The organism is Pseudomonas sp. RC3H12 (assembly GCF_018596375.1).
Classification (GTDB): domain Bacteria; phylum Pseudomonadota; class Gammaproteobacteria; order Pseudomonadales; family Pseudomonadaceae; genus Aquipseudomonas.
Window position 1 is genome coordinate 60691 of the sequence record NZ_CP075595.1, and the last position, 24694, is coordinate 85384.

The 24694-nt window shown below is 65.3% G+C and carries 24 protein-coding genes and 2 pseudogenes; 16 read left to right on the forward strand and 10 right to left on the reverse strand.

Features of this window, described 5'->3' with window-relative positions; genetic code table 11:
* Positions 1 to 46 precede the first annotated feature (46 nt).
* Positions 47 to 670 (reverse strand): hypothetical protein, encoded by a 624-nt coding sequence (locus tag KHO27_RS00315; RefSeq protein ID WP_111531685.1) that lies wholly within the window; start codon positions 668 to 670, stop codon positions 47 to 49.
* A 184-nt stretch (positions 671 to 854) separates the two neighbouring features.
* On the opposite strand from KHO27_RS00315, the gene KHO27_RS00320 reads away from it, so the two are divergent.
* The gene (locus KHO27_RS00320; RefSeq protein WP_110700634.1) at positions 855 to 1310 is read left to right on the forward strand and encodes a flavodoxin; all 456 of its coding nucleotides are present in this window, start codon (positions 855 to 857) and stop codon (positions 1308 to 1310) included.
* 37 nt (positions 1311 to 1347) lie between these two features.
* Here KHO27_RS00320 and KHO27_RS00325 read toward each other — a convergent pair whose 3' ends face one another.
* The gene (locus tag KHO27_RS00325) at positions 1348 to 2235 is read right to left on the reverse strand and encodes a LysR family transcriptional regulator (protein WP_110700632.1); all 888 of its coding nucleotides are present in this window, start codon (positions 2233 to 2235) and stop codon (positions 1348 to 1350) included.
* Positions 2236 to 2337: 102 nt separating this feature from the next.
* Here KHO27_RS00325 and KHO27_RS00330 point away from each other — a divergent pair, with 102 nt between their 5' ends.
* From KHO27_RS00330 to KHO27_RS00345, 4 genes are all read left to right on the forward strand, one after another.
* A complete protein-coding gene (locus KHO27_RS00330; protein ID WP_102682531.1) occupies positions 2338 to 2724 on the forward strand; it encodes a CidA/LrgA family protein in 387 nt (128 codons plus the stop codon).
* Entirely contained in the window at positions 2714 to 3400 is a 687-nt protein-coding gene (locus KHO27_RS00335; RefSeq protein ID WP_102682530.1) for an LrgB family protein, read from the forward strand. The genes KHO27_RS00330 and KHO27_RS00335 overlap by 11 nt, the downstream gene beginning before the upstream one ends.
* A gap of 173 nt (positions 3401 to 3573) precedes the next feature.
* Positions 3574 to 4479, forward strand: coding sequence for an alpha/beta fold hydrolase (locus KHO27_RS00340; protein ID WP_110700629.1), 906 nt, complete (start codon positions 3574 to 3576; stop codon positions 4477 to 4479).
* A 116-nt stretch (positions 4480 to 4595) separates the two neighbouring features.
* The gene (locus tag KHO27_RS00345) at positions 4596 to 5510 is read left to right on the forward strand and encodes an SDR family oxidoreductase (RefSeq protein ID WP_110700627.1); all 915 of its coding nucleotides are present in this window, start codon (positions 4596 to 4598) and stop codon (positions 5508 to 5510) included.
* Positions 5511 to 5797: 287 nt separating this feature from the next.
* On the opposite strand, the gene KHO27_RS00350 is transcribed toward KHO27_RS00345, so the two are convergent.
* The gene (locus tag KHO27_RS00350; RefSeq protein ID WP_110700625.1) at positions 5798 to 6580 is read right to left on the reverse strand and encodes an IclR family transcriptional regulator; all 783 of its coding nucleotides are present in this window, start codon (positions 6578 to 6580) and stop codon (positions 5798 to 5800) included.
* A gap of 195 nt (positions 6581 to 6775) precedes the next feature.
* Here KHO27_RS00350 and hmgA point away from each other — a divergent pair, with 195 nt between their 5' ends.
* The 4 genes from hmgA to KHO27_RS00370 are packed head-to-tail and all read left to right on the forward strand — an operon-like array spanning position 6776 to position 11417.
* Positions 6776 to 8077, forward strand: coding sequence for a homogentisate 1,2-dioxygenase (hmgA, locus tag KHO27_RS00355; RefSeq protein WP_214501006.1), 1302 nt, complete (start codon positions 6776 to 6778; stop codon positions 8075 to 8077).
* A 3-nt stretch (positions 8078 to 8080) separates the two neighbouring features.
* On the forward strand, positions 8081 to 9373 hold the full coding sequence (fahA, locus tag KHO27_RS00360) for a fumarylacetoacetase (protein ID WP_111531687.1): 1293 nt from the start codon (positions 8081 to 8083) through the stop codon (positions 9371 to 9373).
* Between the two features lie 13 nt (positions 9374 to 9386).
* A complete protein-coding gene (maiA, locus tag KHO27_RS00365; RefSeq protein ID WP_110700619.1) occupies positions 9387 to 10016 on the forward strand; it encodes a maleylacetoacetate isomerase in 630 nt (209 codons plus the stop codon).
* A gap of 51 nt (positions 10017 to 10067) precedes the next feature.
* Positions 10068 to 11417: an MFS transporter gene (locus KHO27_RS00370; protein WP_214501007.1), complete on the forward strand. Its 1350-nt coding sequence runs from the start codon at positions 10068 to 10070 to the stop codon at positions 11415 to 11417.
* Here the strand turns inward: KHO27_RS00370 and KHO27_RS00375 are convergent.
* Complete coding sequence (locus tag KHO27_RS00375) at positions 11406 to 12212, reverse strand: SirB1 family protein (protein ID WP_110700615.1); 807 nt, start codon at positions 12210 to 12212, stop codon at positions 11406 to 11408. The genes KHO27_RS00370 and KHO27_RS00375 overlap by 12 nt on opposite strands.
* Positions 12213 to 12335: 123 nt before the next feature.
* Here KHO27_RS00375 and KHO27_RS00380 point away from each other — a divergent pair, with 123 nt between their 5' ends.
* A complete protein-coding gene (locus KHO27_RS00380; protein ID WP_094010269.1) occupies positions 12336 to 13355 on the forward strand; it encodes a Leu/Phe/Val dehydrogenase in 1020 nt (339 codons plus the stop codon).
* 78 nt (positions 13356 to 13433) lie between these two features.
* On the opposite strand, the gene KHO27_RS00385 is transcribed toward KHO27_RS00380, so the two are convergent.
* The gene (locus KHO27_RS00385; RefSeq protein WP_023631474.1) at positions 13434 to 13697 is read right to left on the reverse strand and encodes a YebG family protein; all 264 of its coding nucleotides are present in this window, start codon (positions 13695 to 13697) and stop codon (positions 13434 to 13436) included.
* A gap of 218 nt (positions 13698 to 13915) precedes the next feature.
* Here KHO27_RS00385 and KHO27_RS00390 point away from each other — a divergent pair, with 218 nt between their 5' ends.
* Positions 13916 to 14386 carry a phosphate-starvation-inducible protein PsiE gene (locus KHO27_RS00390; protein WP_031315617.1) on the forward strand — a complete coding sequence of 157 codons (471 nt, stop codon included), beginning with the start codon at positions 13916 to 13918 and terminating at the stop codon, positions 14384 to 14386.
* Positions 14387 to 14389: 3 nt separating this feature from the next.
* Here the strand turns inward: KHO27_RS00390 and KHO27_RS00395 are convergent, their stop codons facing one another.
* On the reverse strand, positions 14390 to 14689 hold the full coding sequence (locus tag KHO27_RS00395) for a DUF3509 domain-containing protein (RefSeq protein ID WP_214501008.1): 300 nt from the start codon (positions 14687 to 14689) through the stop codon (positions 14390 to 14392).
* Positions 14690 to 14818: 129 nt separating this feature from the next.
* Positions 14819 to 15166, reverse strand: a complete 348-nt coding sequence (locus KHO27_RS00400) for an HPF/RaiA family ribosome-associated protein (protein WP_023630676.1) — start codon at positions 15164 to 15166, stop codon at positions 14819 to 14821.
* 251 nt (positions 15167 to 15417) lie between these two features.
* Here KHO27_RS00400 and KHO27_RS00405 point away from each other — a divergent pair, with 251 nt between their 5' ends.
* On the forward strand, positions 15418 to 16521 hold the full coding sequence (locus KHO27_RS00405; RefSeq protein WP_214501009.1) for an NADH:flavin oxidoreductase: 1104 nt from the start codon (positions 15418 to 15420) through the stop codon (positions 16519 to 16521).
* Here KHO27_RS00405 and KHO27_RS00410 read toward each other — a convergent pair.
* The gene (locus KHO27_RS00410; protein ID WP_110700608.1) at positions 16490 to 17701 is read right to left on the reverse strand and encodes a glycosyltransferase family 4 protein; all 1212 of its coding nucleotides are present in this window, start codon (positions 17699 to 17701) and stop codon (positions 16490 to 16492) included. The genes KHO27_RS00405 and KHO27_RS00410 overlap by 32 nt on opposite strands.
* A 269-nt stretch (positions 17702 to 17970) precedes the next feature.
* Between KHO27_RS00410 and KHO27_RS26435 the strand changes: the two are divergent.
* Both KHO27_RS26435 and KHO27_RS26440 read left to right on the forward strand, forming a co-directional pair.
* Positions 17971 to 18603 (forward strand): annotated as a pseudogene (locus tag KHO27_RS26435) (PAS domain-containing protein); the annotation flags it as partial.
* 174 nt (positions 18604 to 18777) lie between these two features.
* Positions 18778 to 19197, forward strand: a pseudogene (locus tag KHO27_RS26440) (methyl-accepting chemotaxis protein); the annotation flags it as partial.
* Between the two features lie 77 nt (positions 19198 to 19274).
* Here the strand turns inward: KHO27_RS26440 and cysZ are convergent.
* The gene (cysZ, locus tag KHO27_RS00420; protein ID WP_214501011.1) at positions 19275 to 20003 is read right to left on the reverse strand and encodes a sulfate transporter CysZ; all 729 of its coding nucleotides are present in this window, start codon (positions 20001 to 20003) and stop codon (positions 19275 to 19277) included.
* A 327-nt stretch (positions 20004 to 20330) separates the two neighbouring features.
* Between cysZ and trxB the strand changes: the two genes are divergently transcribed.
* Positions 20331 to 21293 carry a thioredoxin-disulfide reductase gene (trxB, locus tag KHO27_RS00425; protein ID WP_028689829.1) on the forward strand — a complete coding sequence of 321 codons (963 nt, stop codon included), beginning with the start codon at positions 20331 to 20333 and terminating at the stop codon, positions 21291 to 21293.
* Between the two features lie 74 nt (positions 21294 to 21367).
* On the opposite strand, the gene nadC is transcribed toward trxB, so the two are convergent.
* A complete protein-coding gene (gene nadC, locus KHO27_RS00430; protein WP_111531690.1) occupies positions 21368 to 22216 on the reverse strand; it encodes a carboxylating nicotinate-nucleotide diphosphorylase in 849 nt (282 codons plus the stop codon).
* A 245-nt stretch (positions 22217 to 22461) separates the two neighbouring features.
* On the opposite strand from nadC, the gene KHO27_RS00435 reads away from it, so the two are divergent.
* Entirely contained in the window at positions 22462 to 24612 is a 2151-nt protein-coding gene (locus KHO27_RS00435; RefSeq protein ID WP_110700600.1) for a DUF1631 domain-containing protein, read from the forward strand.
* Positions 24613 to 24694: the final 82 nt, after the last annotated feature.

Genomic DNA, 24694 nt, shown 5'->3' on the forward strand with positions numbered 1-24694 from the left:
ATCGCCGATCAATCATGACCAGTCAGTTTCAGGGGCTGGACGGTCTTCAGGCGGTGAAGGGAGCCTGGGCGTGCAGTTCGGGGTGAGCCTTGCGGTGGGCCTGGAGGATGTACTCGCGCAGGCGCTCGATCTCTTCGGCCGGCGTGTGGGTCAGGTCGTAGGCGGCGAGGCGCGGGCCGATGCGCCGGCGCAGGGCGCCGTGCAGGCCGATCGGCGGGATGTCCTCGGCGGCGAAGCGCAGGTTGAATTGTGCAGGGGCTTCAGCCCCACCGCGCACTTCCAGCAGCACACCCTTGAAGGAAATGTCGCGTACCCACAGGTCGCTGGCCTGGCCGTGATCGTCCAGCAGCGCGGTCGGCTGCTGCAGCGAAAGGCGCCATGGCCGCAGCCTGGGGCCATCCTCGTAGATGTCCGGCGAGCCGAGTTGCAGGTGCAGGGCGTGGAATTCATCCTCGACCAGTTGCAGGGGAAAACTCAGCTGCTGGTTGTTGAAGCTGGCCTGCAGCGTCACCTGCTCATTGGCCACCAGGCGGGTGAGCAGGTCCTTGAGACGACGGTCGCCATTGACCAGCAGGCTCGACATGGGGTCGGCCAGGTTCAGTTGGGGCGAATGCTGCATGTCCTGGATGAAATCCAGTTCGTCCTGGGAGAGTAGGGCGTCTGCTTGCATGGTCTGACTCGAAGGGGCGATCGGTAACGGCGATTTCTTCACGGCGGTGGACAGTGGTCAATCCGCTTCGTTCCGGTCATTCGTCGGAAAATCCTGAAGCCTGTGACTTTAGCCGGAGGCGGCCTTTTGCCACTGTCGAATGCTAGTATCCTACGTTTTCACTCAGTTTCGGAATCCTCACCCGATGAAAGTCGCCATTATTTCCGGTTCGGTGTACGGCACCGCCGACGAAGTCGCCCGCCACGCCGAGTCGCTGCTCAAGGCCGCCGGCCTTGAAGCCTGGCATGCGGCACGCGCCACCCTGCAGGACATTGAGGGCTTTGGCCCCGACGCGTTGCTGGCGGTGACCTCGACCACCGGCATGGGCGAGCTGCCCGACAGCTTGATGCCGCTGTACAGCGCGATCCGCGACGTGCTGCCGGCGGCCTGGCGCGGCCTGCCGGGAGCGGTGATCGGCCTGGGCGATTCGAGCTACGGCGACACCTACTGCGGTGGTGGCGAGCAGATGCGCGAGCTGTTCGCCGAGCTGGGGGTGAACGAAGCGCTGCCGATGCTGCGACTCGATGCCAGTGAGACCGTGACACCGGAGACCGATGCCGAGCCGTGGCTGGCGGAATTTGCGGCTGTGCTGAAAGGCTGATTTTGCCTGGACCGGCCACGCGATAGGGCCGGTCGTCTCAATGCATGGCTGAGTCTTCACGCAACAATGCCAGCCACGCCTGCGCCGCCCGTGACAGATACGCACCGCGCCGCCAGATGAAGGCGATATCCCACCTCAGGTAATCCGGCGCCCGCAACGGCAAGCGCACCACTCCGGGCCGTTCCAGCGCCCGTGCGACGATCGCCGGCAGCAGCACCACGCCTTGCCCGGCCGCCACCAACGCGGCAAGAAAGTCTGCCTGGCCGCTACGCCCACCCTCCTTGGGCGTGAAGCCTTCCTGCTGGCAGGCGCTGAGCAATCGATCGTTGAGCACGAAGCTGCGCTGGTACAGCAGAAACGGCGTGTCGGCCAGCTGTGCCAGGGCAACGTCGACCTGCCCGGCCAGCGGGTGGTCGGCGGGCAGCAAGGCTTCCAGTGGTTCATTGCAGAACGGCTGGTAGTCGAACGCCGGGTCGCTCGGGGTGAGGCTACCGCCCAACTCCAACTCGCCACTCTTGACGGCCTGCTCGACCATGCGGCTGCCACCTTCGAGCAGTTGGATCGAAATATTCGGATGGCGCCGTCGATACTCGGCGAACAACCCAGCGAACAGTGCATCACTGCCCAGCAGCGGCAGGCCCAGGCGCAATTCGCCGCGGGCCATCTGGCTGAGGTCGTCCAGTTCGCTCAGCAGTTCCTGGCGTTGGCGCAACAGCGCCTCGCCGCGTTCCAGAACGATGCGCCCGGCGGCAGTCAGCAGCAGCTGTGAGCCTTGGCGTTCCAACAGCGGTTGGCCGATGTCCTGTTCCAGCTGGGCGACCTGCTTGCTCACCGCCGACTGGCTGACGTGCAGGGTGCTCGCCGCCTGGGTGAAGCCGCCTTTGTGGACGACTTCGATGAAACTGCGCAGCTGTTTGAATTCCATGTATGCCGGATTCCGTTTTGGAATTGCTGTCAGTCTAACAATTCGCTTCTGGCCTAGGGGGCCGACTTTTACAATGGGCTCGTTGTCGAGGAACTCCTGCCCATGAATCCTGCATTACTGAAGAAGACCCTACGCCTTTTCGCCGAACTGACGGTGTTGCTGGCGCTGTTCCTGATCGGTGGCCAGCTGGCCGCCTGGCTCGCCTGGCCGATTCCTGGTGGCGTGATGGGCCTGGCGCTACTGCTGGCACTGTTCGCCACCGGCCTGCTCAAACCCGCCACGCTGCAATTGGGTGCCGGCTGGCTGATGGCCGAGATGCTGCTGTTCTTCATTCCAGCGCTGATGAGCCTGCTGGACTACGGCAGCCTGCTGCGCAGCGAGGGCTGGCGCATCCTGCTGGTGATCGCGCTGAGCACCCTGCTAGTGATGGTGGTCACCGCGGTCACGGTCGAGCTGGTGTGCCGTTGGAGGTTGCGCCATGAGCCTTGAACCCATGCCGCTGTTCTGGTTGGCCCTGACCCTGGGCGCCTACCTGGGCAGCCGCTGGCTGTACCGGCGCAGCGGACGCTACCTGCTGTCGCCGCTGATCCTGGTGCCGGCCTTGCTGCTGGCGGTGGCCGTGCCGCTGCACACCGCCTACGCCGAGTACGCCCGCAACACGCATTGGTTGATGGGCGTGCTGGGCCCGGTCACCGTCGCGTTCGCGGTGCCGATCTGGCAACAACGGGCACTCCTGGCGCGGCACTGGCCGGCGCTGCTGGTCGGCATGCTCGCCGGCAGCGTGGCTTCCATCGGCAGCTCCTGGGCGCTGGCGCACCTGCTCGCGCTGGACGATGCGGTCAGCTTGTCGTTGCTGCCGCGTTCGATCACTACGCCGTTCGCCATGCCCGTGGCCCAGGACCTGGGCGGCGTGCCGGAGCTGACGGCGGTGTTCGTGATGTTTACCGGGGTGCTCGGGGCGATGTTCGGCGGCATTCTCCTGCGTTGGCTGCCCTTGCGCACACCGCTGGCACGGGGCGCTCTGTTCGGTGTCGGCGCCCATGGCGCGGGGGTCAGCCGCGCCCAGGAAGTCGGGCGCGAGGAAGGCTCGGTGGCCGGCCTGGTCATGGTCCTGACCGGGCTGCTCAACCTGTTGGCCGCGCCGTTGCTGATGAGGTTGATCTGACCGTTCGTGCCACTGACTCGCACGGTCATCAGGCTGGCTGCCAAGGCGACTTATCACCTTCGTATAGCCTTCTAGACTGAGCCTCGACATAGAGAGCACATGTATGTGCCGAGGTGACATGCAATGAACGCAGCCTTGCCCTCTTCCGACACGTATCCACCGGGACGACCGTGATGCCACTGGCCGAAATTCCATTGTGCGTCTGGCGCACCCGGAGCCAGGGTTTCACTTTCCGGGGCCAGAGCATCCGCTACTGGACAGCAGGGCAAGGAGAGCCCCTGCTATTGCTTCACGGTTTCCCCACGGCCAGCTGGGATTGGCACTACCTGTGGGCACCCCTGACCCAGCGTTTTCGCGTGGTGGCCTGCGACATGCTTGGCTTCGGCGATTCGGCCAAGCCTGCGGACCACGACTACAGCCTGCTCGAACAGGCCGACCTGCAGCAGGCCTTGCTGGCGCACCTGCACATCGACCAGCCGGTGCACCTGCTGGCCCACGACTACGGCGGCAGCGTCGCCCAGGAGCTGCTGGCCCGGCACCACGAACGGCGGCTCGAGGTGGCCAGTTGTGTGTTCCTCAACAGCGGGCTGTTCCCCGAGAGCTGCCGGGTGCTGCTGGTCCAGAAGCTGCTGCTCAGCCGCCTGGGCTGGCTGGTCGGGCGCTCGTTCGGGCGCGACGACCTGGTGCGCAACGTCACCCAGGTCTATGGCCCGTGCACCCATCCCAGCGAGAGCGCCCTGGATGACTACTGGAGCCTGATCGCTTCCAACCGTGGCCCACGGATCCTGCATAAACTGGTCAGCTTCCTGCCGGAGCGCCGGGCCCAGCGCGAACGCTGGGTCGCCGCGCTGCAACGCCCGGGCGTGCCGCTGCGCTTCATCAATGGCGCGGTCGATCCTTTGTCCGGCGCGCACATGGTCGAGCGCTACCGGGAAATCGTCCCGGATCCGGACACCGTGGTGCTGCAGGGCATCGGCCATTACCCGCACACCGAGGCACCGGTGCAGGTGCTGCGCCACTACCTGGCCTTTCGTGAACAACCGATGAGTTATGTACCGCTGAAGGTTGCCTGGTCCTGACCGGGCGATCATCGCCGGGCGTTATCAAGCGGCATTCGCCACGGTGCGCTTGATTGCCCGGCCCCGGCGGCTGGCGGAGACTGCGTTGCATCCCTTCATTGCCAGGAGCCTTGAGCATGAGCGAACCAGTACGTCTGCAGGATCGAGTGGTGATCGTCACGGGGGCCGGTGGCGGCCTGGGCCGGGCCCATGCGCTGCTGTTCGCCGCGCGCGGCGCCCACGTGGTGGTCAACGACCTGGGTGGGTCTACACATGGTGAAGGCGCCAACGCTTCGGCGGCCGACCGCGTGGTGGCGGAGATCCGCGCCGCGGGCGGTTCGGCGGTCGCCAACCATGACTCGGTCACCGATGGCGCGCGTATCGTCGAGCAGGCCCTGGACACCTTCGGCCGGGTCGATGTGCTGGTCAACAACGCCGGCATCCTGCGCGACAAGACCTTCCACAAGATGGAAGACAGCGACTGGGAGCTGGTCTACCGCGTGCACGTCGAAGGCGCCTACAAGGTTACCCACGCGGCCTGGCCGCATCTGCGGGCGCAGAACTGGGGGCGGGTGATCTTCACTTCGTCCACTTCGGGCATCTACGGTAATTTCGGCCAGGCCAACTACGGCATGGCCAAGCTCGGCCTCTACGGATTGACCCGGACCCTGGCCATCGAGGGCCGCAAACACGGCATCCTGGTCAACGCCATCGCCCCGACTGGCGGCACGCGCATGACCGAGGGGCTGATCCCGCCACAGGTGTTCGAGCGGCTGCAGCCCGAGTTGATCAGCCCGTTGGTGGTGTATCTGGGCAGCGAGCAATGCCAGGACAGCGGCGAACTGTTCGAGGTGGGTGGCGGCTGGGTGGGCAAGGTGCGCTGGGAGCGTAGCCAGGGCGTGGGCTTCGATCCGCGTGAAGGGTTTACCCCCGAGCAGGTGGCGGACAGTTGGGCGCGGATCGGTGATTTTGAAGGCGCGCAGCACCCGCTGGACAGCCTGCAGGCGTTGCAGCAGATGATGGCGAACCTGCAGAAGTATCCGTTGGGTTGATTGGCGCCGACCTTGCGATTCTTGCAGAAATAAAAAAGGCCGCTGCAATCGCAGCGGCCAATCGAGACGTTAGATCAAGGAGCTTCAAAATCAACGTCGGTGAACCTGGGCGGGCGCGAAAAGCAGGGGGGAGAGCCCTTCGTGCCGGCCAGTGAGATCAGAATAAGCGCATGATCCCGTGGGAAAAATAGCCGCTTATGACATTCACCTTTACGTTTCGAGTAAAAGTGCGAGGCGAACTATAGGCTGCTCTCGCAGGAAAAGTCCGTAATGCTTTGTAAGCCCTTTCACTGATCCGCGCCGTATCCCATTCGCCAGCTGGTGGCCTGGGTGGCGGCGAGCAGGCGCCGGGCGGCCGGGCCGTGCTCGTCGGCGTGGAAGATCGAGGTCGGACCGACCACGGTCATCACTGCGGCGACCTGGCCCATGGCGTTGAACACCGGCGCGGACAGCGCGTCCACCCCCGGCATCAGCAAACCGTGCACATGGTGCAGGCCGCGCTGGCGGATCTGTTCGAGCAAGGCGGCATAGTCGTCCGCCGTCTGGCCGAGCGCTGCCAGTTCCCGGTCGCGTAGCTCCACGGTCTCGCGCTCGGGCAGGTGTGCGGCGAACACCAGTCCGGTGGACGAGCTGAGCAACGGCAGCACCGAGCCGATCTGGGTTACCACCGTCACTGCCCGCACCGCCGGCTCGATGCTCACCACGGTCGCGCCCTGGTTGCCCCACACGGCGATGAAGCAGCTTTCGTTGAGCTCGTCGCGCAATTGCGACAGTGGCAGCGCCGCCACCTTCAGCACATCGATGCTGCCCAGGGCCGCCATGCCCACCCGCAACGCCTCGCGCCCCAGCCCGTAGTGGTTGGTGGCCGGGTCCTGTTCGGCGAAGCCGCTGGCGATCAGCGCCTGCAGGTAGCGGTGCACCTTGCTCGCCGGCATGTCGACATGTTCGGCCAGGCGCGACAGCGAGGTGGAGGGGGAAAGTTCGGCCAGGGCCTTGAGGATGTCGGTGCCGACTTCCGCCGAGCGGACCTTCTGTTTGCCGTTGTCGGCACTGCTGTTGGCTTTGGCCATGAGTGTGTAGGTCTGTTCTGTTTTTAACGGAATGGCGCCTTTATAGCTTGACGCTTACGGGCTAGCAAATTACGTTTGTCGTAATTCGATTACGATAAAAGCAACGCAGACGTGCTGCCGCCCTGGGTGCCGGTTTCAGGATCGGGCCTGCAGCCAATCGCCCATCATGGCTCCTAGAAGCCCGGAGGCTCCGAGATGACCCGCGACACCTCACCCGAACTGGCCTACCTGAGCGGCTTCGGTAACGAATTCGCCAGTGAATCCCTGCCCGGCGCCCTGCCGGTCGGGCAGAACTCGCCACAGAAAGCCCCCTATGGTCTGTACGCCGAGTTGCTGTCGGGCACCGCGTTCACCATGACCCGCAGCGAGCTGCGCCGTACCTGGCTGTACCGCATTCGCCCATCGGCCCTGCACCCACGCTTCGAGCGCCTGGAGCGCCAGCCGCTGAACGGGCCGTTGGGAGGCGTCAATCCCAACCGCCTGCGTTGGAGCCCGCAACCGATCCCGTCCGAACCGACCGACTTCATCGACGGCTGGCTACCGATGGTGGCCAACTCGGCAGCGGAGAAACCGGCCGGCGTAAGTATCTACATTTACCGCGCCAACCGTTCCATGGAGCGGGTGTTCTTCAACGCCGACGGCGAGTTGCTGCTGGTGCCCGAGCAAGGTCGCCTGCGCATCGCCACCGAACTGGGCGTGCTTGAGGTCGAGCCGCTGGAGATTGCGGTGATCCCTCGGGGTATGAAGTTCCGCGTCGAGTTGCTCGATGCCCAGGCTCGCGGCTACATCGCCGAGAACCACGGCGCGCCGCTGCGCATCCCGGATCTAGGCCCGATCGGCAGCAACGGCCTGGCCAACCCGCGTGATTTCCTGACCCCCGTCGCCCACTACGAAGAGAGCACCGGCCCTGTGCAGCTGGTACAGAAGTTCCTCGGCGAGCACTGGGCTTGCGAGCTGCAGCACTCGCCCTTGGACGTGGTCGCCTGGCACGGCAGCAACGTGCCTTACAAGTACGACCTGCGCCGCTTCAACACCATCGGCACGGTCAGTTTCGACCACCCCGACCCGTCGATCTTCACCGTACTGACCTCGCCCACCAGCGTGCATGGCATGGCCAACATGGACTTCGTGATCTTCCCGCCGCGCTGGATGGTGGCCGAGAACACCTTCCGTCCGCCATGGTTCCACCGCAACCTGATGAACGAGTTCATGGGCCTGATCCAGGGCGCCTACGACGCCAAGGCCGAAGGCTTCCTGCCCGGCGGCGCTTCGTTGCACGGGGTGATGAGCGCCCACGGCCCCGATGCCGAGACCTGCGACAAGGCCATCTCGGTAGACCTGGCACCGCACAAGATCGACAACACCATGGCCTTCATGTTCGAGACCAGCCAGGTGCTGCGCCCGAGCAGCCAGGCCCTCGAAAGCCCGCAGTTGCAGGCCGACTACGATAGTTGCTGGGCCACCTTGCCGAGCACCTTCAACCCGAACCGGAGATAACCGATGAACCACACCGCCATTGCCCGCAGTTGGGTCGAGCACGCCAACGGGCACCGCGACTTCCCGTTGCAGAACCTGCCCCTGGGCATCTTCAGCCGCCCAGAGCAGGCGCCACGTTGCGGCGTGGCCATCGGCGACGCGATCCTCGACCTCGAGGCCGTGCTGGCCGCCGGGTTGTTCGAGGGGGCGGCCAAGGCTGCCGTCGAAGCCACCGTCGGTGGTGCGCTGAATGCCTTCTTCGCCCTTGGTCGCGAGGCCCGTGTTGCCCTGCGCGAGCGCCTGTTGGTGCTGCTGGGCGAGGGTAGCGAGCACCAGACGGCCCTGAAGGCCGCGCTGTATCCGGCCGATGAATGCCAGCTGCACCTGCCGGCGAAGATCGGTGACTACACCGACTTCTACGTCGGCATCGAGCACGCCAAGAACGTCGGCAAGCTGTTCCGCCCGGACAATCCGCTGCTGCCCAACTACAAGCACGTGCCGATCGGCTACCACGGCCGCGCCTCGACCATCCGCCCGTCCGGCACCGACGTGCGCCGCCCCAAGGGCCAGACCCTGCCGGCGGGTCAGACCGAGCCGAGCTTCGGCCCTTGCGCGCGCCTGGACTACGAGCTGGAACTGGGCATCTGGATTGGCCAGGGCAACGACATGGGCCAGCCGATCCCGATCGGTGACGCTGCCGAACACGTGGCCGGCTTCTGCCTGCTCAACGACTGGTCGGCGCGCGATATCCAGGCCTGGGAGTACCAGCCGCTGGGCCCGTTCCTGTCCAAGAGCTTCATCACCACGGTGTCGCCATGGGTGGTCACTGCCGAGGCCCTGGAGCCGTTCCGTTGCGCCCAGCCGGCCCGTCCGGAGGGTGACCCGCAGCCGCTGTCATACCTGCTGGACAAGCGCGACCAGGCCGCCGGCGCCTTCGACATCGAACTGGAAGTGCTGCTGCTGACCGAACGCATGCGCGAGCAGAACCTGCCGGCGCATCGCCTCACGTTGAGCAGCACCCGCAGCATGTACTGGACCGTGGCGCAGATGGTCGCCCACCACAGCGTCAACGGCTGCCAGCTGCAACCGGGCGACCTGTTCGGCTCGGGCACCCTGTCGGGCGCGGCGCCAGGCTCGTTCGGCAGCCTGCTGGAGATCACCGAAGGCGGCAAGCACCCGGTGGAACTGGCCAGCGGCGAAGTGCGCAAGTTCCTCGAGGACGGCGACGAGATCATCCTGCGCGCCCGTTGCGTGCGCGATGGCGTGGCCAGCATCGGCTTCGGCGAATGCCGTGGCACCATCGTCGCGGCCAACTGAGGAGGGCAGGGCGATGGAACTGTTCACCTACTACCGCTCCACCTCGTCGTATCGGGTGCGCATCGCCCTGGCGCTCAAGGGCCTGGATTACCAGGCCCTGCCGGTGAACCTGCTCAAGGGCGAGCAGCGCGGGGCGGACTACCTGGCGCTCAATCCGCAGGGGCGGGTGCCGGCCCTGCGTACGGACGCTGGCGAGTTGCTGGTGCAGTCGCCGGCGATCATCGAATACCTGGAGGAAGCCTTCCCGCAAACGTCACTGCTGCCCCGTGCGCCCGAAGCCCGGGCCAGGGTGCGCGGCGTGGCAGCGATCATCGGCTGCGATATCCACCCGTTGCACAACGTCAGCGTGCTCAACCAGCTGCGTCAGTTGGGGCACGACGAGGCACAGGTCAACCAGTGGATCGGCCACTGGATCGGCCAGGGGCTGGCGGCGGTGGAGCAACTGATCGGCGATGAGGGCTTCTGCTTCGGGGCGACGCCCAGCGTGGCCGACGTCTACCTGATCCCACAGTTGTACGCGGCAGAGCGTTTCAACATCGACCTTGGTGGCTACCCGCGCATTCGCCGGGTGGCCGCCCTGGCTGGGCAGCACCCGGCCTTCCATCAGGCCCACCCGGCGAGGCAGCCCGACACGCCCGACTGATCGCCACCGCCCGCACCTGCACTCATAACAACAAAAGACAGGGACCTTGCGATGCACAACCAGATAGCCAGCTTTCGCGCGGCGCTCGACGCGCGCCCGGTGTCACCCTACCAGTGGCGCCTGCTGCTGCTGTTGATCCTGTTGTTGGTCACCGATGGTTATGACGCCCAGGTGCTGGGCTATGTGATCCCCGCGCTAGCCCAGGACTGGGGCCTGGAAAAGGCCGCTTTCGGGCCGGTGTTCAGCGCCAACCTGCTGGGGCTTACGGTCGGTTCGCTGGCGGTCACGCCACTGGCCGACCGCTTCGGTGTGCGCCGGGTGCTGCTGTGCTGCGTGCTGCTGTACGCCAGCCTGACGCTGCTGATGGTGTTCGCCTCTTCCCTCGACAGCCTGATGCTGGCGCGCTTTCTCTGCGGTATCGGCATGGGCGGCGCGATGCCCAGCGCCATGGCGCTGATGGCCGACTACGCCCCGCCTCGACTGCGCACCCTGATGGTCACCCTGGCGGCCTGCGGCTTCTCCCTGGGTGGCGCTGCTGGGGGCTTCGTCGCTGCGGGCTTCATCGATCAATACGGCTGGCAGGCAGTGTTCCTCGCTGGCGGCGTGGCGCCCTTGCTGCTGTTCCCGTTCCTGGCGCTGTTCCTGCCTGAATCGCTGCCGCGCCTGCTGCGCGACGCCCCGCCCTATGCGCGGTTGCAGCGGGTCACCGCTCGCCTGCTGCCGGGCTGGCAGGTACCGGCGGCGCGCATCGCCAGCGACGAGCCGGCGGACAGCAAGCTCACCGTGGTGGCGCTGTTTCGCGAGGGGTTCGCCCGGCCCACGCTGCTGCTGTGGAGCACCTTCTTTGTCAGCCTGATCCTGTTGTACTTCATGATCAGCTGGCTGCCGTCGCTGCTGCAGGAAAGCGGGCTGGCGCTGAACCAGGCCAACCTGGTGACTTCGCTGTTCCTGTTCGCCGGCACCTTCGGCGCGGTGTGCCTGGCCTGGTGCGCCGACCGCATGGCCAACAAGGCTCACCTGCTGGCGGGCGTGCTGCTGGGCGCAGCGCTGTTCAGCGTGCTGGTTGGCCTTAACCATGACGACCCGCGCTGGCTGGTGCCCAGTGTGTTCGCCGCCGGGTTCTGCATCATTGGCGGGCAGTTGACGCTCAATGCCTTCGTCAGCAACTTCTACCCGGCCCAGGTGCGCGCCACCGGCACCGGCTGGGCCCTGGGTGTCGGGCGCTTCGGCTCGATCCTCGGACCGTTGCTCGGCAGTCTACTGCTGACGTTGCACATGCCAGTGGAGCAGATCTTCTTCTTCTGCGCCGTGCCAGCGCTGCTCGGCGCGCTGCTGATCAGCCGGGTCCGCGCACCGCAGCCGCGCGAAGCGACGGTCAAGGGCGAGGCATTAATGGATTGAACGTTTGCCGTTGGGCAACTGGCCGAGGCGTTCCGTGAGTTTCAGGCGCTGCACCGGGTCGTCGGTCAGCAGCAGGGCGTGCTCCAGGTCGAAGCGCTCTGCCTGGGGACAGTCCAGGTGCTGGTACAGCGTGGCCCGGGCCAGGTAGTCGCCGACCTGCACCGGGCCCAGTTGCATGACCCGCTCGGCATCGATCAGCGCCGCGAGGTCGTTGTCGTTGCTGATATGCAACTGGCGAAGGTTGCGCGACAGGCGCTGGAGCATCTGCATCGGTGAGGCGCTTCGCAGGTGTTCGGCGGTCAGCGGCAGCTGTGGGCCGAACTGGCGAGCGAGCAGCTCGCGGCAGTCGTTGGGGTACAGGCGCCGGCCACCACAAGGGTCGAGCAGGTGGTCGGCACCGGGTACCCGCAGCAGGAAGTGGCCGGGAAAGTTCACGCCTTCCAGGGGGATCGACAGCCGCCGTGCCAGCTCCAGGGCAAGGATTGCCAGCAGCAGAGGTTGGCCGCGCCGACGTTGCAGCACCTTGTCCATCAAGGCCACGTGCGGGCGCAACGGGTGGTACTCGTCCTGCTGGTAGCCCAGTGCGTTGAGCTGGCGCAGCAACGGCTGGGCCAGTTCGTTGACCGGCAGCATCGGCAGGCTGGTGCTGACTTCGCGTTGCAGCTCATGCAGCCTGGCCAGGCTGGCCGCGGGCTCGACAGTGCGATCATGCTCGGCGGCTATCCACAGCGCGGCTTCCAGCAGGGCGACCGGCTCGCGTTCCAGGCAGGCCAGGCAGGCTTGGCGTGGGTTCATGGGGCTTCTCCATCACGCTTAACTTGTAGCCCTGGCGCGGCTTTTCGTCCAGTGGTCCGCCCGCGCGGTGTGCGGCCTTGACCTGTTTATACTGGTAGAAGCACCTCTCGGGGGAGCCCGTCGATGTTCGCGCTCATGCAAAGCACCCGCACCCAGTCACTGCACCTGTTCATCGACCCGCCCACGGGTCTGAAGGCCGTGGTGGCGATTCACAGCGAACAACTGGGCCCGGCCATGGGCGGCTGTCGCTACCTGCCCTATGCCGACGACGAGAGCGCCATGACCGATGCCATCCGCCTGGCCCAGGGCATGAGCTACAAGGCAGCCCTGGCTGGCTTGCCGATGGGCGGCGGCAAGGCGGTGATCGTGCGCAATCCGCATGTGGAAAACCGTGCAGCGCTGTTCGAGGCGTTCGGGCGCTTCGTCGACACGCTTCAGGGGCGTTTCATCACCGCGGTGGACAGCGGCACCTCGACCCTCGACATGGACTGCATTGCCCAGGCCACTCCCTACGTCACCAGCACCACCGCCTCGGGCGATCCTTCGCCCCATGCGGCGCTGGGCGTGTTCGCCGGCATCCGCGCCACCTCCATGGCCAGGCTTGGCAGTGACAACCTGGAGGGGCTGCGAGTGGCGGTGCAAGGGTTGGGCAACGTCGGCTATGCGCTGGCCGAGCAACTGCATGCGGCGGGTGCCGAATTGCTGGTCAGCGATCTGGATGCCGGCAAGGTGCGCCTGGCCGTGGAGCAGCTCAATGCCCACCCGGTGGCCCATGAAGCCTTGCTCAGCACGCCGTGCGATATCTTCGCGCCGTGTGGCGTTGGGCCGGTGTTGAATGGGCAGAGCGTGATGCAACTGCGTTGCGCGGCAGTGGCGGGTTCGGCGAACAACCAGTTGACCACGCTGCAGGTGGCCGACCAGCTGGAGAGCCGGGGCATCCTGTATGCGCCGGACTACGTGATCAATGCCGGTGGGTTGATCTATGTGGCGCTCACCCATCGGGGCGAGGGGCTGGGGACCATTACCGCGCACCTGGCGCGGATACCTTCGCGGCTGACCGAAGTGTTCGCCCATGCCCAGGCGGAGAAACGTTCGCCGGCACGGGTGGCGCAGATGCTGGCGGAAAGATTGTTGTACGGCTGAAAGCCATTTCGCGGGGCAAGCCCGCTCCTACGAAATTTTCCATGGATACGGGCCTTGCGGGCTTGCCCCGCGATGGCGTCATTCCACCGCGCCGCCTTCGAGCAGCTCCGCCAGCGCATCGGGCTGGCTCTTGAACGCTCGGGCGAACACATCGCGGTTCTTCGCCATGTAGATGCCGGCTTCCTCTACCTGCTGCTCGCTCATCGAAGGTACGGCCTTGTGCAGTACCTCGGCCAGGCGTTCGGCCAGCTCGAGCATCTTGTCGTGACGGTCTGCTTCGGCTTTATCCATGAACAAGCGCTCCGGGTCGCGGCTGCTGCGGTACACCACTTCGACGGCCATTCATCACCTCTGTGCCTTTTTGCTGATTGGGTTGCGGACAACTGTATTTTTATACAGTACATCGCCAGGCCATCACCCTGCAACCGCAATGATGGCCAGGCAAACTGAAAATCAGCGTAGCCCACAGGTGCCCTGCGGCAATCGACCGCCTTCCAAGACAGGAGCCATGGCCCTTTAACTGCATGGCACCAGACCTTCAGTATCAGGAATCGAACATCGTGAACATCAAATGGGCAGAAAAGCTGCGCAAGGGCCTGCACGGCTCCGCCGACTCGCTGGGCAACCTGTGTGTGGAGGCCTTCCACTACCTGGCGCTGTTCGGTATCGGCGCGATCACCGCCTATGCGGCGGTGGTGACCTTCCTGGACATGCTGGGCAAGGGTGGGGTGAGCGTGGATGACATCCTGCTGCTGTTCATCTACCTGGAGCTGGGGGCGATGGTGGGGATCTACTTCAAGACCAACCACATGCCGATCCGCTTCCTGCTCTACGTGGCAATCACCGCGCTGACCCGCCTGCTGATCGGCGATGTCTCGCACCACAAGGCGCCGGATGTCGGCTTGCTGTACGTGTGCGGCGGTATCCTGCTGCTGGCCTTCGCCATCCTGGTGGTGCGCTATGCGTCGTACCGCTACCCGTCGACCAAGGCGTTGGATGCCAGCGGCAAGGAAGTGGACGAGGGCAAATAACCCTCAGTTTGCCAGGCCGACGACAGGGACACGGCGCTCGCCCTGCGCGGGGCGGGTCAGGGCTGCGAGCACTTCCAGCGGGTTTTGCCCCAGCTCGATGGCCAGGCCCAGGCGAATGCTGTCGATGACTCGTTGCAGACGCACCGGGTCGTTGCGCTGGGCCTGGGTGATCAGGCGCTTGGCGACCACGCCGCTGTCGTCGGAGAGGGTCAGCATGATGCTGCCGTCCAGGCGTTCGATGCTCAGGTTGACCCGGTACTCCGGGGCGAAGGCGGCGCTGATCTGATCGAAGGGATTGTTCATGGTCGGGTTCTGCAGTGAATGATTGCAGAAGTTGACCGGGCTCGACCGAGGTTGGTTCAGGCCCGCTGATCGGTGAACAACGAAAACGCCCGGCGCAAGGCCGGGCGTTCTTGTCTGAACCATTGTCGGTCAGGCGTCTGGATCACTCAGTTCCAGGGCGCCGCGCTTGCTGCGCAACTTGCCGTAGAAATGCTCCAGGGCGTGGTTCAGCTTGCTGGCCGCGCCATCGACGGCGTGCTCCAGCGAAGTGGCGGTGTGGGTCACGGAAATCGGCTGGTGACCTTTAGGGCGAGCCTCCATCTGGCAGCGTTTGTCGTGGGGACCGGGCTTGGCGCCGTTTTCGTCACGCAGGTGGACTTCTATGCGGGTGAGGTCGTCCTCGTAACGTTCGAGGCTGCTTTGCAGGGTACTGCGGACCCATTGGTCGAGACGGATGTTGCCTTCGATATGGTTGCTGCTGTTGACCTGGATTTGCATGATTCAATCCTTATTCAGCTTGCTCGCGAGAGGCGCGCCTAGGCCACTGAGGGCGTTGGTTTTCCTGCGCCTCTTGACTCTAAAGTCAGGCAACTGTCGGATGAATTCAAGCCCTTTCTGAAAATAAATTTCCTGTTGCAATTCGCTCTGCTCACAACGATGACGGCCGATCACTGAAATCAATAATGCTGGGCCATCCGCCAGGCGGCCCCTAAGCTCAGGCGCATTTCCTCACCCGCCGGGAGCGCCGCATGTCCAGCAACCCTCTGTTCCAGCCTTTCACCCTAGGCTCCCTTGACCTGCCGACCCGCGTGGTCATGGCGCCGATGACCCGTACCCTCTGCCCCGGGGGCGTGCCCCATGACGGTGTGGTCGATTACTACCGCCGTCGTGCCGCAGCCGGGGTCGGGCTGATCATCACCGAAGGCACTACGGTCGGGCACAAGGCCGCCAATGGCTACCCCAACGTGCCGCGCTTCCACGGTGAAGATGCCCTGGCCGGTTGGAAACGTGTAGTCGACGCGGTCCATGCCGAAGGCGGGCGCATCGTGCCGCAACTGTGGCACGTGGGCAGTGTGCGCCGCCTGGGCACCGAGCCGGATGCCGAGGTGCCGGGCTATGGCCCGAGCGGCAAGGAGAAGGATGGCCAGGTACTGGTCCAGGAGATGAGCCACGACGACATTCGCGAGGTGATCGCCGCCTTCGCCCAGGCCGCGCGCGATGCCCAGGCTATCGGCATGGACGGTGTGGAAATCCACGGCGCCCACGGCTACCTGATCGACCAGTTCTTCTGGGAGGCCAGCAACCGTCGCGACGACGAATACGGCGGCGACCTGGCAGGACGCTCGCGTTTCGCCATCGAACTGATCCAGGCCGTGCGCCAGGCCGTGGGCGCGGATTTCCCGATCATCCTGCGCTTCTCGCAATGGAAGCAGCAGGACTACAACGCACGCCTGGTGCAGACCCCCGAGGCCCTGGCAGCGTTCCTCAAGCCCTTGTCCGAGGCGGGTGTGGATATCTTCCACTGCTCTACCCGGCGTTTCTGGGAGCCAGAATTCGAGGGCAGCGAGCTGAACCTGGCCGGCTGGACCCGTCAGCTCACCGGCAAGCCGACCATCACCGTGGGCAGCGTCGGCCTGGATGGCGAGTTCCTGCAGTTCATGGTCGCTACCGACAAGGTGGCCAAGCCGGCCAGCCTCGAAGGCTTGCTGCGTCGCCTGCAGGACCAGGAGTTCGACCTGGTGGCCGTGGGCCGCGCCTTGCTGGTGGATGCCGAATGGGCGCGCAAGGTTCGCGAGGGGCGTGAGGGAGACGTGCTGCCGTTCAGCCGTGAGGCGCTGACGAACCTGGCTTGATCACCAGGGGCGGCGTCTGTTCGCGGGTGCTCTGCAACTCGCGGCAGGCTCCGTACAGGTAACCCTCGAACTGTTCGATGATCGCCGGCCAGCCCTGGCGGCTGGCGTGCTGGCGGGCATTGAGGCGCACCCGGCGCAGGGTCTCGCTTTCCTCCAGCAACCAGCAGGCGGCGTCGATGAACGCCGCCTGATCACCCGGCATGGCCAGCGCGCCGCTGTGGCCGTGGCGGATGTGCTGGGCGGCGGCGGCTTCATCGTAGGCGACCACGGCAAGGCCCGAGGCAAGCGCCTCGAGCACCACGTTGCCAAAGGTCTCGGTCAGGCTCGGGAACAGGAATAAATCGCCGCTGGCATAGTGCTCGGCCAGTACCTCGCCGCGCTGCGCACCGCAGAACACCGCATCGGGCAACTGCTGTTCGAGCTGGCCGCGCAGTGGGCCATCGCCGACGATCACCAGGCGCAGCCGCCGGTGCGGGTAGGCCTTGAGCAGGGCTTCCATGCAAGGGCGCAGCAAGGCCAGGTTTTTCTCTGCGGCCAGGCGTCCGACGTGCAGCACGGCCAGGTCATCCGCGCCCAGCCCCCACTGCCCGCGCAGGGCCTGGCTGCGCCGTGCCGGGTTGAACAGGCCGGCATCGACCCCGCGGGCCATCAGGCCAAGGCGTTCGAAGCCGCGGCGTTCCAGTTCCAGGCGCTGGCTGATGCTGGGCACCAGGGTGATGGCGGTACGCCGATGAAACCAGCGCAGGTAGTGGGTGAGCAGCCGCGACAGCAGCCCCAGGCCATACTGCCCCGAATACTGCGCAAAGTTGGTGTGAAAGCCACTGACCACCGCCACGCCCAGGCGCCGGGCAGCGCGCAGGGCGCTCAGGCCCAAGGGGCCTTCGGTGGCGATGTACAGCACGTCCGGACGCTGCCGACGCCAACGACGCCATAGCTTGTGCATCGACACTTCGCCCCACTGCAGGCCGGGGTAACCGGGCAGTGGCCAGCCACGGCACAGCAGCAGTTCGTCATCGTTGCCCGTTGCGCTGTCGGCGGCCTGTCGCGGGCGGATCAGTTCGACCTGATGCCCGCGCTGGCGCAGCCCCTCGCTGAGGCGGCCGAGGGTGTTGGCCACGCCATTGATCTCGGGTGGGAAGGTTTCGCTGACCAGGGTGATGCGCAAGGACGGTGTGTTCATGGCAAAAAGTGTCCGCCGCCCCCGTTGCGGCCATATGACGCCTTTGTGACGTGCGGATGACGCCTGATTCCCGGCAGTTTCATCCGTATGAATATTTCCTTGCAACGCACTCAAGAACTCTCGGGACGCAGCCGATGCAGATGCATTCGACTACGGGAATTCGCTCCGGGAGAGCGGCCATGTTCAACAGCAAACTGAAGAAAGAAATCCAGCAACTGCGCGAAGAACTGATGTCCATCGAGCAGGTCAAGAACAGCCTCGACAGCGAGATGCTGGTGCTCCAGCTCGATCCACAGGGGCGCATCGAGTCGGTCAACGGCAACTTCGAGGCCGAAATGGGCTACCGCGCCGAGCAGCTCATCGGGCGCAATATCGAGGAGATCGTCCCGGCGCATGTGAAGAAGCTCGATTTCTATCAGCGCATGAAGCACGCCATCACCCGGGGCGAGCACCTCAACGGCGCCTTCCGCCTGCTGCGTGGCAACGGCGAAGAGGCCTGGCTGCGCTCGATCCTGCAACCGGTCAAGGACAGCGACGGGCGCATCAAGTACTTCTCCCTGCACTCCAGCGACCTGACCCGCACCATCGAGACCTCCCGCGAGCATGAGAGCCTGATCAAGGCCCTGATGCGCTCCACCGCGGTGATCGAGTTCAACCTCGAAGGCCAGGTGCTGACCGCCAACGACCGCTTCCTGCAGACCATGGGCTACACCCTCGAACAGATCCGTGGCAAGTCGCACCGCATGTTCTGCGAGCCGGAAGAAGCCAACTCGGCGGGCTACCAGGAGTTCTGGAACAGGCTGCGCCGCGGCGAATTCGTTGCCGAGCGCTTCAAGCGCATCGATGCCCATGGCCGCGTGGTGTGGCTGGAGGCCTCGTACAACCCGATCATCGACGCTCATGACGTGCTCTACAAAGTGGTCAAGTTCGCCACTGTGATCACCGACCAGGTCAACCAGGAACTGGCCGTGGCCCAGGCCGCCGACATCGCCTACACCACCTCGCTGGAAACCGACGACAGCGCGCGCAAGGCCACCGACGTGGTAACCCAGACCGTCGAGGTGATGCGTGGGCTGGAGGGCTCGATGCAGGAAGCCGCCGAGGGCATCCAGGCACTGGACAAGCAGTCGAAGGTGATCGGCGCGATCATCAAGACCATCAGCGACATCGCCGGGCAGACCAACCTGCTGGCGCTCAACGCCGCCATCGAAGCCGCACGGGCCGGCGAACAGGGCCGTGGTTTCGCCGTGGTCGCCGACGAAGTGCGCCAACTGGCCTCGCGCACCAGCAGCGCCACCGAGGAAATCGCCAAGGTGGTGCAGCAGAACGAACAGCTGGCCCAGGCCGCGGTGGACATCATCGACACCAGCAAGCGTCAGGCCGAGCAGGGCCTGGCCTTGGCCGCCGATACCGGCGGGGTGATCGTCGAGATCCAGGAGGGGGCGAAGAAGGTGGTGGATGCGGTGGGGCAGTTTTCCAGCCAGCTGAGCCACTGACCGAACTCAAGCCATCGCGGGGTAAGCCCGCTCCCACGGATCCAGTGGGAGCGGGCTTGCCCCGCGATGGCACTCATTCAGCCGCGCTCACGCACCCAGAACAACGTCGCCCCGGCCACCGCCGCCGGCATCATCAGCACGTTGACCCCCGGAATCATCAGCGCCAGGTAGGTGACCCCGCCAAAGCCCATCGATTGCCAGCGCTTGGCGCGCAGCCAGGCGAGCATGTCTTGCCAACTCATCTTGTTGTTGTCCGCCGGGTAGTCGATGTACTGGATGGCCATCATCCAGATACCGAACACCAGCCACAGCGGCGCGGCGATCACGTTCACCACCGGGATGAACGACAGGATGAACAGGCCGATGGCCCGTGGCAGGAAGTAGCCAAGCTTGCGCATCTCGCGGCTCAGGGTACGTGGCACCATGGCCATCAGCTCGCTCCAGCTGAAGGGCGGGAAGTTGTCCTGGCCGCGCACCACCACTTCGACCTTTTCCGCCAGGAAACCGTTGAACGGCGCGGCGATGACGTTGGCCAGCAGGGTGAAGGTGAAGAACACCATCAACAGCACCAGGGCGACGAACAGCGGCCACAGGATGTAGGTGAGAAAACCCAGCCAGTCGGGCAGGGTGGGCATCAGCGCATCGACCCACAGGCTGAACTGGTGGCCGGCAAAGTAGATCAGGCCGCCGAACAGCAGCAGGTTGACCGCCAGGGGCAGCAGCACGAACAGGCGCAGGCTGGGGCTCAGGACCAGTTTCAGGCCTTCGCGCAGGTACTGCGGGCCGGACAGGACGGGGGCTTGCATCGGAGTGCTCCGCTTGAGGAAAACGCGCTGACCTTACCGAGTTTGGCGCGCCGACGAAAGGCGCCGCGCCTCCGGGAAACGGCGTGTAACAAAGCACAGGCACAATGCCTGGCGTTTTCCTTTGCGGATAGAGACTGTCTATAAGGTGGATTGTCGAAGGATATTTCCTTAATCTCTGCGGCCTCGCTACAGTGCGCTCAACTTTTTTGGTTTTGGACCAACGCGTTGTAGCCTTCCCCAAGTGCTGCGTGGGTCCCTTTTAATTCCAGCTGGCGCAACCGGCGCACAGACGCCGGCCCCGTGCGGCCCGCTCGACAGGAGTTCGACATGTCCGAAGTACGTCATTCGCGCGTCATCATTCTCGGTTCCGGCCCTGCCGGTTACAGCGCCGCGGTGTATGCCGCCCGCGCCAACCTCAAGCCGCTGCTGATCACCGGCATGCAGGCGGGCGGCCAGCTGACCACCACCACCGAAGTCGACAACTGGCCGGGCGACCCCCACGGCCTGACCGGCCCGGCCCTGATGCAGCGCATGCAGGAGCACGCCGAGCGTTTCGAGACCGAGATCGTCTTCGACCACATCAACGCCGTCGACCTGGCCAACAAGCCGTTCACCCTGCGCGGTGACAGCGGCACCTACACTTGCGACGCGCTGATCGTCGCCACCGGTGCCAGCGCTCGCTACCTGGGCCTGCCGTCGGAAGAAACCTTCATGGGCAAGGGCGTGTCGGCCTGCGCCACTTGCGACGGCTTCTTCTACCGCAACAAGCCGGTGGCGGTCGTCGGCGGCGGCAACACCGCCGTGGAAGAGGCGCTGTACCTGGCCAACATCGCCAGCAAGGTGACTTTGGTACACCGTCGCGACACCTTCCGCGCCGAGAAGATCCTGATCGACAAGCTGCACGCCCGTGTCGCCGAAGGCAAGATCGAACTCAAGCTCAACGCAACCCTGGACGAAGTGCTGGGTGACAACATGGGCGTGACCGGTGCGCGCCTGAAGAACAACGACGGCAGCTTCGACGAAATCAAGGTTGACGGTGTGTTCATCGCCATCGGCCACACCCCGAACACCTCGCTGTTCGAAGGCCAGCTGACCCTGAAGGACGGCTATCTGGTGGTTCACGGCGGCCGTGAAGGCAACGCCACCGCCACCAACGTCGAGGGCGTGTTCGCCGCCGGCGACGTGGCCGACCACGTCTACCGCCAGGCCATCACCTCCGCCGGCGCTGGCTGCATGGCGGCCCTGGACGTCGAGCGTTACCTGGACGGCCTGGCCAACGCCGCGCACTGATCCAGCCCCTGCGGGCTTGCCTCACAATGAAAAAACCGGCCATCTGGCCGGTTTTTTTGTACCTGCGATTCAGCTCACAGGCTCAGTCGCATCGACAGGTCAACCGCCTTCACATCCTTGGTCATCGCACCGATCGAGATGTAGTCCACACCGGTGTCGGCGATCACCCGCAGGGTGGTCTCGTTGACCCCGCCGCTGGCCTCGAGCTTGGCCTTGCCCGCGGTGATGCGTACCGCTTCGCGCATTTCATCCAGGCTCAGTTCGTCGAGCATGACGATATCGGCGCCCGCCGCCAGCGCCTGGCGCAGCTCGTCCAGGCTTTCCACCTCGATCTCCACCGGCTTGCCCGGGGCGATGCGGTGCGCCGCCGCCACGGCCTCGGCCACGCCACCACTGGCGGCGATATGGTTCTCCTTGATCAGGAACGCGTCGTACAGGCCGATGCGGTGGTTGTGGCAGCCGCCGCAGGTAACCGCGTACTTCTGCGCCAGGCGCAGGCCCGGCAGGGTCTTGCGGGTATCGAGCAGGCGCACCTGGGTGCCCTCGACCAGGTCGGCCAGGAAGCGCGCGCGGGTTGCAACGCCCGAGAGCAGTTGCAGGAAGTTCAGCGCCGAGCGTTCACCACTGAGCAGCGAGCGTGCCGGGCCTTCGAGGTGGAACAGCGCCTGGTTGGCGGTGGCGCGCTCGCCATCGGCCACCTGCCAGTGCACCGCCACCCGCGGGTCGAGCTGGCGGAACACCGTATCGACCCAGGCGGAGCCTGCGATCACGCAGTCCTCGCGGGTGATGATGGTCGCCTTGGCCAGGCGCTCGGCCGGGATCAGCTGGGCGGTGATATCGCCGCCGCCGATGTCCTCGAGCAGCGCGCGGCGCACGTTGGCTTCGATTTCGGCGGTCAGGTCGGCGAGGCGTAGGTTCGGCATGGTCGGCTCCACAAGCTAGGTGCCGGCGATTATAGGGCAGGGGGGCGGCGTGTACAGCTGCCGTGCCGATGACCTTTGGTCAGGCGGTTTGAGCAATTGTGCAAATGCATTGTCCGTTGAGGCGTGCGAAAGGCGTGCTAGCAGCTGTCAGAATTTTCACCGATAATGGCGCCTTGTAATTGGCGTCATAGCTTTGACGATTTCACTTCCAGTCGAACAACGCAACATCCAGCAAGGAGTCCGGGATGCATGATGAAGGCAAGGTGGTGCCCTTGGCGGCGGCCATCGACCGGGGTGCGCGCGCGCCCTCGCCATGCCTTCCGGTCCTGCTCCTGCAGGTGCGCGACAAAGCCGCGCTGCAATTGCGCCAGGGCTTGCAGGCGCTGTTCGACAATGCTGACGACACCCTTTTCGAAATGGCCGACAAGGCCAGTGGCCGCCTCGACCAGAACCTGTACTTCGAAGCCATGCGCGACCTGCGCCTGAAGCGCAAGAGCATCGAGCGCGGGTTCCTCGACACCTTCTACGACGCCTTTGCCCGTATCGGCCAGGGCGGTGGGCTCGAGGCCCTGGTCAGGTCACAGACCCAGGACAGGTCGGCGCTGGAGCGAACCGTGGCCGTGCAGGCCATGGTCGATCGGGTGCTGTCGCGTGACGGGTTTCTGCTCGATCAACTGAACCTGCGCTTCACCACGTTGCTGGAGGTGCCGCTGGAGACCGTGCACAACCCACTCGGGCCAGGCAACCTCTGCGGTTACTTCCTGGATGCCGGGCGCAACCTGGGGGTCGGCGCCAACGTCAAGATGGTGCTGCTCAAGCTGTACGAGCGTTATGTGCTGCGCGACCTCGACCTGCTCTACGGCGAGGCCAGCCAGTTGCTCGCCAGTGCCGGCGTGCTGCCGGACCTGCTGCCCGCGCCACGGCGCCGTGCCGAGGACCGGCGCGGCATTGCCAGGCGCGTGCCGGCCAGCGTCATGCCGGGCGGCCTGCCCGACTCCGCCGGCCAGGCGTTCTTCGCCTCGGTGCAGGCGCTGCTGGCGCCGGTGCGCGGGCGGGTCACGCCGCGTTTGCAGGCGGCCGGTGCGGCCCAGCCGACCAGTACCGGCGACCTGCTGCGCCTGCTCACCCACTTGCAGCACTATGTGCCGGCCCCTGGCGAGCCGGATGACTTCAACCTCGGCCAGCAGCTGGAGCAACTGCTGTTGCGGGTCAGCGTGCGCAGCGGCACGCGGCGGCGCATTGCCACCGACGACGAAGACACGATCAACCTGGTCGACCTGCTGTTCACCTTCATCCAGGGTGACCACAACCTGCCGGCCAGCCTGCGCGCGTTGATCGTCCGCCTGCACATCCCGGTGCTCAAGGTGGCATTGATCGACAAGGGCATGTTCAGCCGTGGCAGCCACCCGGCGCGCCGCCTGCTCAACGAAATCGCCGCCGCGGCCATTGGCTGGGAGACCGAGGCCGAGGGGCTGCGCGACAGCCTGCACCTGCGCGTCGAACGGATCGTGCAGCGCCTGCTCAATGACTTTTCCGACGATTGCGCCCTGTTTGATGAACTGCTCGATGAGTTTCTCGCTTTCAGCCAGGATGAACGTCGGCGCAACGAACTGCTCGAACAGCGCACCCGTGACGCCGAGGAGGGCCGCGCCCGTACGCTGCTGGCCCGCCAGCGTGTGCAGCAGGAGCTCAACGACCGCCTGCATGGCCGGGTGCTGCCGCAGGTGGTGGTGCAGATGCTGGTTCAATCCTGGAGCCAGGTGCTGCTGCTGGCCTGGCTGAAGCAGGGTGAGGCTTCGCCAGCCTGGGCCGAGGCCCTGGCGACGGTGGACGACCTGCTGGTCAGCATTGCCCCGTACCGTGAGCCGCAGCGCCTGCTGGAGCAGGTGCCGGGCTTGCTCAAGGCGCTGCGCGACGGTCTGGCGGGGGTGGCGCTGGACTCCGCTGCCACCCGTGATTTCTTCCTGCAACTGGAGAAGCTGCACCAGCGCGCCTGTGGCGGCACGCCGGAGGCGGATGCCGCGCTGGACGAAGTGTGGGTGGAGGACGATATCGTGCTGGTCGTCAGCGATGAGTCCGAGTTGGACGCTGGCCTGCCGCTCGACGAGCATGACCCTGCCGTTCATCAGGTACAGCGGTTGCAGGTCGGCACCTGGGTCGAGGTGATGGACGACGACGAGCCGCTGCGCTGTAAGCTGGTGGCGCGTATCGACAGCAATGACCGGTTGGTCTTCAGCAACCGCACCGGCATGAAGGTGCGCGAATGGAACCGCATGGGCCTGGCCATGGCCCTGCGTCGTGGCGAGGTACGCCTGCTGGACGATGGCCTGCTGTTCGAGCGGGCGCTGGAGGCGGTGCTGGAGCAATTGCGTGGGCAGCAGGCACAGCAAGGCTGAAGCCTCCTGCACAATCATTTACATGCAAGCACTGGCCGCCCACGGCATACTGACTATCTGTCTCGGGCGTCATTTCAGGATC